At 67.3% G+C, this 11,903-nt stretch carries 9 protein-coding genes; 2 read left to right on the top strand and 7 right to left on the bottom strand.

All coding sequences use genetic code 11. The features are described from left to right. The 4 genes from L810_RS36240 to L810_RS36225 all read right to left on the bottom strand — a co-directional run. The coding region (locus L810_RS36240; protein ID WP_042977161.1) for an acetyl-CoA C-acyltransferase at positions 1-685 on the bottom strand (685 nt) is incomplete at its 3' end. A 99-nt stretch (positions 686-784) separates the two neighbouring features. After that, positions 785-2,650, bottom strand: coding sequence for a PHA/PHB synthase family protein (locus L810_RS36235; protein ID WP_042977626.1), 1,866 nt, complete (start codon positions 2,648-2,650; stop codon positions 785-787). 359 nt (positions 2,651-3,009) lie between these two features. Beyond that, a complete protein-coding gene (gene pgeF / locus L810_RS36230) occupies positions 3,010-3,849 on the bottom strand; it encodes a peptidoglycan editing factor PgeF (RefSeq protein WP_021163134.1) in 840 nt (279 codons plus the stop codon). Positions 3,850-3,855: 6 nt separating this feature from the next. Further along, the gene (locus L810_RS36225; RefSeq protein ID WP_042977625.1) at positions 3,856-5,064 is read right to left on the bottom strand and encodes an RluA family pseudouridine synthase; all 1,209 of its coding nucleotides are present in this window, start codon (positions 5,062-5,064) and stop codon (positions 3,856-3,858) included. A 41-nt stretch (positions 5,065-5,105) separates the two neighbouring features. Here L810_RS36225 and L810_RS36220 point away from each other — a divergent pair, with 41 nt between their 5' ends. Beyond that, on the top strand, positions 5,106-5,930 hold the full coding sequence (locus L810_RS36220; RefSeq protein WP_021163132.1) for an outer membrane protein assembly factor BamD: 825 nt from the start codon (positions 5,106-5,108) through the stop codon (positions 5,928-5,930). A 120-nt stretch (positions 5,931-6,050) separates the two neighbouring features. On the opposite strand, the gene L810_RS36215 is transcribed toward L810_RS36220, so the two are convergent. The 3 genes from L810_RS36215 to L810_RS36205 form a co-directional block, all read right to left on the bottom strand. Further along, positions 6,051-8,297: an ATP-dependent DNA helicase gene (locus tag L810_RS36215; protein ID WP_021163130.1), complete on the bottom strand. Its 2,247-nt coding sequence runs from the start codon at positions 8,295-8,297 to the stop codon at positions 6,051-6,053. A 55-nt stretch (positions 8,298-8,352) separates the two neighbouring features. Then, the gene (locus tag L810_RS36210; RefSeq protein ID WP_006478692.1) at positions 8,353-8,568 is read right to left on the bottom strand and encodes a YdcH family protein; all 216 of its coding nucleotides are present in this window, start codon (positions 8,566-8,568) and stop codon (positions 8,353-8,355) included. A gap of 77 nt (positions 8,569-8,645) precedes the next feature. Beyond that, complete coding sequence (locus L810_RS36205; RefSeq protein ID WP_021163129.1) at positions 8,646-9,398, bottom strand: hypothetical protein; 753 nt, start codon at positions 9,396-9,398, stop codon at positions 8,646-8,648. A gap of 160 nt (positions 9,399-9,558) precedes the next feature. Between L810_RS36205 and L810_RS36200 the strand changes: the two genes are divergently transcribed. After that, positions 9,559-11,883, top strand: a complete 2,325-nt coding sequence (locus L810_RS36200; RefSeq protein ID WP_021163127.1) for a Tex family protein — start codon at positions 9,559-9,561, stop codon at positions 11,881-11,883. The last annotated feature ends 20 nt before the right edge of the window (positions 11,884-11,903 follow it).

Raw genomic sequence — 11,903 nt, 5'->3', positions numbered from 1 at the left:
GCGATTCCGCCGTCACGCCGTGACGCACGAATTCGTCGGTCGCGAACTGCAGCGGCTCGCCCTTGCGTTGCGGGATCGACACCGGCACGATCTCGTCGTCGAAGCGGCCGGCCTTCTGCGCGGCTTCCGCCTTGTTCTGCGACAGCGCCGCGAACGCGTCCTGCTCTTCGCGCGTGATCCCGTATTCCTTCGCGACGTTCTCCGCCGTGATGCCCATGTGGTACTGGTTGTACACGTCCCACAGGCCGTCGACGATCATCGTGTCGACCAGCTTCGCATCGCCCATCCGGAAGCCGTCGCGCGAGCCCGGCAGCACGTGCGGCGACGCGCTCATGTTCTCCTGGCCACCCGCGATCACGATGTCCGCGTCGCCCGCGACGATCGCGTTCGCCGCCAGCATCACGGCCTTCAGGCCCGAGCCGCACACCTTGTTGATCGTCATCCCCGGTACTGCCGTCGGCAGCCCGGCCTTGATCAGCGACTGCCGCGCCGGGTTCTGGCCCGAGCCGGCCGTCAACACCTGGCCCATGATCACTTCGCTCACCTGCTCGGGCTTCACGCCCGCGCGCTCCAGCACCGCGCGGATCACCGTCGCGCCCAGTTCGGGCGCCGCAATCTTCGCAAGCGAACCGCCGAATTTGCCGACCGCGGTCCGCGCGGCCGATACGATCACTACGTCCGTCATTTCCCTTTCCTCCAGGCCCGCACGACACGGCGCATCGCTACCGGCCCTGTTAAAAAAACTGCGGTGCACCGGACAGCGTGCGCCGCTGTCCGTCTTTCGTCAATCGCGCTGCAATACGTACCGGCCCGGCGCCGGCTCGATCACCGGGAATTGTGCGGAACCGGGCTGGGCAGGCGGCGCCACCTTGCGGCCGCCGTACTGGTCGAGCCACTCGACCCAGGTCGTCCACCAGCTTCCCGGATGCTCGGTCGCACCGGCAAACCAGTCGTCCGCCGATTCGGGCAGGTCGCTGTCATTGATCCAGTAGCTGCGCTTCTTCTTCGCCGGCGGATTGATCACGCCCGCGATGTGCCCCGACGCGCCGAGCACGAACTTCAGCGGGCCCGACAGGATCGACGTCGACGCATAGGCCGTCTGCCACGGCACGATGTGATCCTCGCGCGAGCCGTAGATGAAGGTCGGCACGTCGATCAGCGTCAGGTCGACCGATTCGCCGCACACGGTCAACGCGCCCGGCTCGCGCAACTTGTTCTCGAGATAGGTATTGCGCAGGTACCACGCGTACATCGGGCCCGGCAGGCTCGTCGAATCGCCGTTCCAGTACAGCAGGTCGAACGGCGCCGGCGTGCGGCCCTTCAGGTAGTTGTCGACGACGTAGTTCCACACGAGATCGTTCGGCCGCAGGAACGAGAACGTGTTCGCGAACTCGACGCCGCGCATCAGCCCCGGCTGCGTGCCGTTCTTGCCGCCGATGGTCTGCTCGCGCATCTGCACGTGCGCCTCGTCGACGAACACGTCGAGGATGCCGGTATCGCTGAAGTCGAGCATCGCGGTGAGCAGCGTCATCGACGCGACCGGATGTTCGCCGCGCGCAGCGAGCACCGCGAGCGCTGTCGCGAGCATCGTGCCGCCGACGCAGAAGCCGAGCGTGTTGATCTGCTCGCGGCCGCTCACCTGCTGCACGGCGTCGATCGCCGCGAGCAGCCCTTCGTTCATGTAGTCGTCCCACGTCTTGTGCGCGACCGATGCGTCCGCGTTGCGCCACGACACGAGGAACACCTGATGGCCATTCGACAGCGCATGCGCGACGAGCGAATTCTCGGGCTGCAGGTCGAGGATGTAGAACTTGTTGATGCACGGCGGGACGATCAGGAGCGGCCGCTCGAACACCTTGTCCGTCTTCGGCGTGTACTGGATCAGCTGGATCAGGTCGTTCTCGTAGACGACCGCACCTTCAGTACACCCGAGGTTCTTGCCGACCACGAACTGCGATTCGTCGGTCTGCGAAATCTTGCCGCGCTGCAGGTCGCCGAGCAGGTTCATCATCCCCTGCCGCAGGCTTTCGCCCTGCGTCTCGAGAATCGATTTCTGTGCGTCGGGATTGAGTGCGAGGAAGTTGCTCGGCGCGGCGGCGGCCGTCCACTGCTGGACCGTGAAACGAATGCGCTCGCGCGTCTTCGGATCGGTCTGAAGCGCGTCGGCCAGTTCCTGCAGATAGCGCGCGTTGAGCAGATACCAGGCCGCCGCGAACGCATGCGCCGGCGACGCCTTCCATGCATCGCCGCTGAAGCGGCGGTCCTTCAGTTCGGGCGACTCGAGCTTCGCGGCGGCGGCCTGCTGCATCAGCGCCATGCAATCGCGCGCGTAGTCGGCCTGCAACGCCTGAAGCCGCTCGGGGGGAATCGCGGCGGCCGGCAGCTTCAGCCCGGCGAACGGCGACGCCATCGCGCCGAAATCGGGCATCGACGGCACCTGGAACGGAAACGAGGTCGGAAACTGGAATGTCGCGAACGGATTCACGGTGGCCGACGCAGTCGCGGCACGTGCCGGATCCGCAAAACCGCGCCACGCGTTCAACCACGACTCGAACATCTGCTGCATCGGCTGGGCGGCCGGATCGAAACCAATGCTGCCCGAGGAAGTGCCCGCTTCAGCGGACGTCGACGATTTTTTCGATGCTGTCATTACCTGCCTTACCGGTGATTCGTGAGCGTCTATCGTGAAATCCTGCTCGCGCGCGGCGTGCCGGCTGCGAGCCGGGCCGTCATGCTCTGGAGAGGCGTCTCCAGATTCTGCCGCAGTGCGGTATTTTTATCATTATCGTTTTCCCCATGTGAAGCGCCATATCAAACCGCTGAACAATTCCGCACGGAGATAATCCTCGCGCAACAGGCGGGACAAGGGTTCCGGCGAAACATAAAACATTTTGATTGACTTGACTTCGCATTTTTCATTCAGCCGCGCACGTAACGCGGCATGGCCGCCGCAAAATCGAGATAACCCGATTTTGCAGCGCGACAAATTCCGCGCCCATGCGCATCCCGTCAATCCGCCAGCCAGATCGCCGCCGCCATGCGGCCCGTCACGCGGTCGCGCCGGTACGAATAGAAGCGCGCCTGCTCGGTGACCGTGCAGGCCGTCCCGCCGCTCACGTGCGCCACGCCCGCACGGGCAAGACGCAAGCGCGCGAGCGCGTAGAGATCGGCCAGGAACTTGCCGGGCGCGCCGTCGATCGCGACGAACGCAAGCCGGGTTTCATCATGCTCCGACTGCGGGGCCGTGTCGAGAAACGCGTCACGCACGTCGGCGCCGACCTCGAACGCCCGCGGGCCGATCGCCGGCCCGAGGTAAGCATGAAGCGCGTCCGTCGCACCGCCCGCGAGCGCCGCGACCCGCGCCGCCGTCTGTTCGACGATGCCGGCCGCCAGCCCGCGCCAGCCCGCATGCGCGGCGCCGACGGCGCGGCCCTGCGTGTCGCACAGCAGCACGGGCAGGCAATCCGCGACCATCACGACGCAGACGGCGCCGGCACGGTCGGTGACACTCGCGTCGGCCTGCACCGGCGCAACCGCTGTGTCTGCCGCCGCGATCACCTCGTCCGCGCGCACGATCTGCGCGCCGTGAACCTGTTCGAGCCACGCGGCGCTCGACTGGCCAGCCAGCGCGAGCAGGCGCGCGCGATTCGCGGCGACATGAGCCGGATCGTCACCGGTATGCAGGCCGAGATTCATCCCGCCCGGCAGAGCTTCCGCGCCCTGCCAGCGCCCGTACGGGCCTTCGCTCACCCCGCCGTCGCGCGTCGTGATCAGCGCGCGCACGCGCGGCGACACCTGCCAGTCGGGCTGTACGCAGTCCTGCCACGTCAACGGCGCCAGGTTCGTCATCGGCACTCACTCCTCCTCATCGTCCAGGTACGGCTCATCGTCGTGATACTCGCCGCCGAAATCGTCATCGTCGTAGACACCGTCATCGTCGTCGAATTCCTCGTCGCCCTGCCCGAAGCCGAGCGCCGCGACGAGGGCGTTCATGTCGTCCGGCAGCGGGCAGCGCCACTGCATCGCCTTGCCCGTGACCGGGTGTACGAGACCGAGCCGCCATGCATGCAGCGCCTGCCGCGCGAAACCGTCCGGCAACGGCGCGACCGAGCGCTTGCCGCGCGCACGCCCGTACACGGGGTCGCCGAGCAGCGGGTGCCCGGCATGCGCGCAGTGCACGCGGATCTGGTGCGTGCGGCCGGTCTCGAGATCGCACTGGATCGCCGAAACCGGCTGACGTTGCCACAGGCATGTGTCAACCGTGCGGAAATGCGTGCGCGCGGGCTTGCCCGATGCGCCGGTGACGACGGCCATGCGCGTGCGTTCGCGCGGATCGCGGCCGATCGGCGCATCGATCGTGCCTTCCTCGGGCATCGTGCCCCACACGAGCGCGAAATAGCGGCGCTTCACCGTGCGGGCCTGCAACTGGCGCACGAGATCCGTCTGCGCGGCCAGCGTACGCGCCACCACCATCAGGCCCGATGTCTCCTTGTCTAGCCGGTGGACGATCCCCGCGCGCGGCAGGCCGGCCGCCGCGTCGCCATAGCGATGCAGCAGCCCGTTGAGGATCGTGCCGCTCCAGTTGCCGGCGGCCGGATGCACGACGAGGCCGGCCGGCTTGTTGATGACCACGAGCGCGTCGTCCTCGTAGATCACGTCGAGCGGCACCGGTTCCGGCGTAAAGGCGAGCTGCTCGGGGAGCAGGTCGGGCACGAGCTCGATCCTGGCGCCGAGCGGCACCGGCTGGCGGATCTTCGCCGGCGCGCCGTCGACGAGAACGCGCTGCGCCTCGATCCAGCTCTGCAGGCGGCTACGCGAGAATTCGGGGAACAGTTGGGCGAGCGCCTTGTCGAGGCGCTCACCCGCGAGCGACAGCGGCACTTCGACGACGCGCGGCGCGTCGTCGGCCGCCGCGGACGGCACGACGGGCGCCTGCATGGCGTCGCCGGCCAGATCGTCATCGAGGGAATCCCCCGACGCAGCGTCGGCGGGCCGATCGCTTGGGCTATAATCTTCGCGATTTGGTGTGCCCGGCTGGGCATTCTGCGAACTTGAACGGGTCATTTAGACTGGGTCACCGAGACTTGAAGCTAGGACATGCGAGCATGATGAATTCGACCAAACGCACGGCCAGAACCGTCGCCGCCCGGGCTGCGGCGGTAGCGGCCGCGGCCCTCATCGCCGGCTGCCACGGCTTGCCGCAGAAGCAGGACGAGACGGCTACCTGGTCGAACAACAAATTATACTCAGAGGCCCAGGACGCACTGTCCGGCGGCGACTGGGGCAAGTGCGCGAAATATTTCGAATCGCTGCAAGGTCGCGATCCGTTCGGCCACTTCGCACAACAGGCGCAGATCAACGTTGCGTACTGCAACTGGAAGGACAACGAAGCGGCCGCCGCCGACCAGGCCGTCGATCGCTTCATCCAGCTCCACCCGGATCATCCGGATATCCCGTACGCGTACTACCTGAAGGGGATGATCCACTTCAACGACGATCTCGGCCTGTTCGGCCGGTTCTCCGGCCAGGACATGAGCGAGCGCGATCCGCAGGCACTGCGTGAATCGTACGATGCGTTCAAGGTCGTCGTCGACCGCTTCCCGAAGAGCAAGTACGCGCCCGACGCCGCCGCGCGCATGCGCTACATCGTCAACGCGCTCGCGTCGCATGAAGTGCACGCGGCCGACTACTACTACCGGCGTGGCGCCTACGTCGCGGCCATCAACCGTGCGCAGCTCGCGATCAAGGACTACAAGGGCGCCCCGGCGATCGAGGACGCGCTGCACATCATGATCCTGTCGTACGGCAAGCTGAACCAGCCGCAACTCGCCGAGGACACGAAGCGCGTGCTCGCAGGCACGTTCCCCGACAGCCCGTACGTCACGGGCCACTCGCGCCCCGGCGCGAAGAAGTCGTGGTGGCAGTTCTGACGAAAGCACCATGCAGCGCCCGCTGCACGAACAAAAAACCCGGCCATCGAGCCGGGTTTTTTATTGGCGCCGCGCTCAGGCAGCGTCGGTGCGAGCGCGCGACGAGCGCCGCGCGCGTCGTCACGTGCGCTTTGCGGAACGGTGCTCGTCGAAGAAGTCCTGGACGACCGCGATCTCGCGAGTCCGCTTGAACGGCGGCAGGCTCTGCCAGATCCGGCGCCCGTAGGGCTTGTCGACGAGCCGCGTGTCGCAGATCATCAGCACGCCGCGATCCGTCTCCGCGCGAATCAGGCGGCCCGCGCCCTGCTTCAGCGTGATCACGGCCTGCGGCAACTGATGCACGGCGAACGGGCTCAGCCCCTTCTTCGTCAGCGCATCGAGGCGCGCGGCGAGCACCGGATCGTCCGGCGGCGCGAACGGCAGCTTGTCGATCACGACGAGCGACAGCGCATCGCCGCGCACGTCGACGCCTTCCCAGAAACTCTGGCTGCCGACCAGGATCGCATTGCCGTATGCACGGAAACGGTCGAGCAGTTCGGTACGGCTCGCATCGCCCTGCACGAGCAGCGGCGTGTTCCAGCCGCGCGATTCGATCACGTCGCGCAGCTTCGACGCGATCCGGTCGACCGCGCGCAGCGTCGTGCACAGCATGAAGACGCCGCCACCGGACGCCTCGATCGCCGGCAGCGCGGCGTCGAAGACGGCATCGGTAAACGCCGGCGAAGACGGTTGCGGCAGGTTGCGCGGCACGTACAGCAGCCCTTGCGACTGGTAGTCGAACGGGCTCGCGAGCGTCATCGAGCGACGCGAGCTGAGGCCCATCTGTGCCGCGTAGTGCGTGAAATCGCCGCGCACCGACAGCGTGGCCGACGTGAACACCCATGCACGCGGCACACCCGCGCGCTGCTTGGCAAAGATCGGCGCGACCGACAGCGGCGTTTCGTGCAGCTGGACCGTGTGCGCGAACACTTCGACCCAGCGCACCTTCTCGTTCGGATCGCCGTCGGATGCCGCCTTGTCGCCGGCCGCCGCCGCGTCGGCCTTCGCAGCCGCCTCCGTTGCGCCGGGCGCGACCCAGCCGGCCAGCAGGTCCTGCAGTTCGCGTGCGCGCCGCAGGCACGCGCCGAGCGATTCCGCCCGTTCGGCCTGGCTGGCAAGCGCCGACGCAAGCGCATCGAGCGCGGCCTCGAGCGCGTCGAGCGCGCCGAACATCGGGTGATCGTCGCCGAGCTGGGCGAGCGACATCCGGACGATCTGGTCGTTCGCGAACGCCAGGCGCAAGTCGCGCGCCGCGCGCTCGAGATCGCCGCCGAGCTTCACCCATTCGACCGCGTCGCGCGCATGGCTCAGGCCTTCAGCTACCGTGTCGCGTGCGAGTTCGAGAATCTGCGTCGTCGACAGCGTCTCGCCGAAGAACAGCGTCGCCGTTTCCGGCAACTGGTGCGCTTCGTCGAAGATGACCGTGTTCGCGTTCGGCAGCAGCTCGGCCATCCCCGTGTCGCGCAGCATGATGTCCGCAAAGAACAGGTGGTGGTTGACGACGACGACGTCGGCCTGCTGCGCCTCGCGCCGTGCCTGCATCACGAAGCATTCCTTGTAATGCGGGCATTCCTGGCCAAGGCAGTTGTCGCGCGTCGACGTGACCATCGACCAGACGGGCGCCGTTTCCGGCACGCTCGCGAGCTCGGCCTTGTCGCCGCTCTTCGTGATCTTCGCGAAACGGACGATTTCCTGAAGGTAGGCCGTATCCTGCCGCGACGGCAGCCGGCCGTTGTCGGCCGTGCGTTGCAGGTAGTAGTGACACAGGTAGTTCGCACGCCCCTTGAGCATCGCGACCGACACCGGCACCGCCAGCGCGTTGCGCACGGTCGGGATGTCGCGCTGGAACAGCTGGTCCTGCAGGTGTTTCGTGCCGGTCGACACGATCACCTTGCCGCCCCACAGCATCGCGGGCACGAGGTACGCATAGGTCTTGCCCGTCCCCGTGCCGGCCTCGACGATCAGCGTGTTGTCCCCGGCATCGCTGTCGGGCTCGGCTGCGGCGGCGTCCGCGCCCGGCTCGGCCGCCTTGTCGCCGTCGCCGAGGCGACGCGCCGGCCGCTTGCGGGTTTCGAAGATCTCGGGCTCGGGCATCCGGCGAGCGGACGCCTCCATCGCGGACGCGACGGCGCGCGCCATCTCGATCTGCGAGGTACGCGGCCGATAGCCGTCGAGCGCGCGCGCGAGCAATCCGCCCTCGCCGAAAATCGTGTCGAGTTCGTCGACGCGCTTGCGGCTCAGTTCAAAGGTGCCTTCGGGCGCACGAGCGCGCCCGGCGGACGACTCGTCGCGCCGGGCATCGGGGGTGGCTTCAAGCGGTGAATTCAAGGCAAGCGTTCCTGTGTCCAGCGCCCGGGCGGCGCCGGCGCTTGCCAGGCCGCGCTCAGGCGCGCTTATCCGGTTCCAGCTGCGATTGCAGCAAAATGATTTTGTCCTTGGCCGCCAGCTTTTCCTTCTTCAGCCGGTGCAGCGTGATGTCGTCGATGTCGGAGTGTCCTTCCTTCAGCTCGATCTCCCGAGCGAGCTGCTGGTGCTGCTCCTGCAATGCAGCCAAACGGTTGTGCAATTCCTGCTGCTGTTCCGTGTGACGGTTTTGCATAGTTGCCTCCTCATCGAAGCAGCGCGCCGGCTGGCGTGCCAGCGCGCACGAGACTGATTCCGGATCAATCCAACACGTTACTGCCCCTGCTGTTGCTTCTGCTGCGCCTTTTCGGTCGCTTCCTTCTGACGCCGCTCGACATCGGCCTTGTGCTGCTCGGCTTCCTTCTGCTTCTGCTCGTAGCGCGCCGCGTTGTCCGTCCGCTCCTGCGCCTTCTGCGCGGCCTGCTGGTGCGCCTGGTCGAGCTTGCGCTGGAAGTCGCCCTGCTTCTGGTCGTACGCCTGCTTGTTCGCCGCGCGCTGCGGCCGTTCCGCGCCGCGCTGCGCCTGCTTCAGCGCATTCTGCTCCTGCTTGTCGCGGAATGCAGCGGCGTTTGCCGCGTCGTTCGCCGCGCGCTGCGGCGCTTCCGCCGCGTCCTGCGCCTGCTTCAGCGCCTGCTGCTGGTCGCGCTGCTGCGCGCGCACCGCCCGCTGCTCGTCGTTGAGCGCGAGCTGCTCTTGGCGGATGCTCGCCCGCTCGTCGCGCATCTGGTCACGCGCCTTGCCGAGACAGTGATTGACGAAGAACTTGCTGTAGCAATCGTGCTCGGCCACCGCATAACGATAATCGTTTTCCGCGGAGCGTTGATTGAGCACTTTTTGACGGGCGTCGAAATCCGGTGCGGCCGTGGCCGTCACGGGTGCGGCCGCGGCGGCGGCCGGCGCGGTGGCGCCCGAAGCTTGCGCGAACACACCGGAAGGCCCGGCAGACAAAGCCGCGGCAAGCGCTGCGCCGAGCGCGACGAGAGAAATTCGGGAAGTTGGCAACGTCGTAGGAAAGCTGCGGGACATGTGTCAAATTCTATCACCCCCGGCTGGACGCTCCGCCATTTATGGCAAAATGCCCCGCTTCACTCACCCGCGGCATCTGGCCCGTCGGGCCCGCCACGCAGCCCGCCGCTTCGGGCCTGCTGGCCCGCGCCGCGATTTCAGCAGGCAGATCATCCACGACATGACGGAAACCGTAGCACTCAAGATCGTACAGCGCATCGCCACCGAACTGTCCGTCCAGCCGCGCCAGGTCGCGGCGGCCGTGCAACTCCTCGACGAAGGCTCGACCGTTCCGTTCATTGCCCGGTACCGCAAGGAAGTGACCGGCAACCTGGACGACACGCAGTTGCGCCAGCTCGAGGAGCGCCTCCTGTATCTGCGCGAGCTCGAGGACCGCCGCGCGGCGATCCTGTCGAGCATCGACGAACAGGGCAAGCTGACCGACGAGCTGCGCGCCGCGATCGACGCGGCCGACAGCAAGCAGGTGCTCGAAGACCTTTATCTGCCGTACAAGCCGAAGCGCCGCACCCGTGCACAGATCGCCCGCGAGGCCGGCCTCGAGCCGCTCGCACAGGCCCTGCTCGCGAACCCGCTGCTCGACCCGCAGGCCGAGGCGGCCGCGTACGTCGACGCCGACAAGGGCGTCGCCGACGTGAAGGCCGCGCTCGACGGCGCGCGCGACATCCTGTCCGAACAGTTCGGCGAAACGGCCGAGCTGCTCGGCAAGCTGCGCGATTACCTGCACAGCCAGGGTGTCGTGTCGTCGGCCGTCGTCGAGGGCAAGGAAAACGAGGAAGGCGAGAAATTCCGCGACTATTACGACTACGCGGAAACGATCAGGACCGTGCCGTCGCACCGCGCCCTCGCACTGTTCCGCGGCCGCAACGCGGGTGTGCTGACGATCAAGCTCGGCCTCGGCGAAGATCTCGACGCCCAGGTGCCGCATCCCGGCGAGGCGATGATCGCGCGCCATTTCGGCATCGCGAACCAGAACCGCCCGGCCGACAAATGGCTGTCCGACGTATGCCGCTGGTGCTGGCGCGTGAAGGTGCAGCCGCACATCGAGAACGAACTCCTCACGCAGCTGCGCGAAACGGCCGAAACCGAAGCGATCCGCGTGTTCGCGCGCAACCTGAACGACCTGCTGCTGGCCGCGCCGGCCGGCCCGAAGGCCGTGATCGGTCTCGACCCCGGCCTGCGCACGGGCGTGAAGGTCGCGGTCGTCGACCGCACCGGCAAGGTGCTCGCGACCGACACGATCTACCCGCACGAGCCGCGCCGCGACTGGGACGGCTCGATCGCAAAACTCGCGCGCCTCGCCGCGCAGACGCAGGCCGAGCTGATCAGCATCGGCAACGGCACCGCATCGCGCGAAACCGACAAGCTCGCGAGCGAACTGATCGCAAAACATCCGGAGCTGCGCCTGCAGAAAATCGTCGTGTCGGAAGCCGGCGCGTCGGTCTACTCGGCGTCCGAACTCGCGGCGAAGGAATTCCCCGACATGGACGTGTCGCTGCGCGGCGCCGTATCGATCGCGCGCCGCCTGCAGGACCCGCTCGCCGAGCTCGTGAAGATCGAGCCGAAGGCGATCGGCGTCGGCCAGTACCAGCACGACGTGAACCAACGCGAACTGGCCCGCTCGCTCGACGCGGTCGTCGAGGATTGCGTGAACGCGGTCGGCGTCGACGCGAACACCGCGTCGGCCGCTCTGCTGGCGCGCGTGTCGGGCCTGAACGCGACGCTCGCGCGCAACATCGTCGACTACCGCGACGCAAACGGCCCGTTCCCGTCGCGCGAGCACCTGCGCAAGGTTCCGCGCCTCGGCGACAAGACCTTCGAACAGGCCGCCGGCTTCCTGCGCATCAACGGCGGCGAGAATCCGCTCGACCGCTCGTCGGTGCACCCGGAAGCGTATCCGGTCGTCGAGCGGATGCTCGCGAAGATCAGCAAGCGCATCGACGACGTGCTCGGCAACCGCGAAGCGCTGTCGGGCCTGTCCCCGACGGAATTTGTTGACGAACGTTTCGGCCTGCCGACCGTGCGCGACATCCTGTCCGAACTGGAGAAGCCGGGCCGCGATCCGCGTCCGGAATTCAAGACGGCCACGTTCCGCGAAGGCGTCGAGAAGGTGTCGGATCTCGTGCCGGGCATGACGCTCGAAGGCGTCGTGACGAACGTCGCCGCGTTCGGCGCGTTCGTGGATATCGGCGTGCACCAGGACGGGCTCGTCCATGTGTCCGCGATGTCGACGAAGTTCATCAAGGACCCGCACGAAGTCGTGAAGGCCGGCCAGGTCGTCAAGGTGAAGGTGCTCGACGTCGACGTGAAACGCCAGCGGATTGCGCTGACGATGCGCCTCGACGACGAGGCAGCAGCGCCCGGCATGTCGTCGCGCAGCAGCCAGGACCGCGGCAACGCGGGGCGCGGCGCCGCCCGCCCGCAGCGTTCGCGCGAGCCGGAACCGGCCGGCGCAATGGCCGCGGCGTTCGCGAAGCTGAAGCGCTGAGCACGCAAAAAGCGTCTCCG

The sequence above is a fragment of the Burkholderia sp. AU4i genome, from assembly GCF_000466765.1.
Classification (GTDB): domain Bacteria; phylum Pseudomonadota; class Gammaproteobacteria; order Burkholderiales; family Burkholderiaceae; genus Burkholderia; species Burkholderia cepacia.
This window is presented reverse-complemented; position numbering and strand designations above follow the sequence as displayed.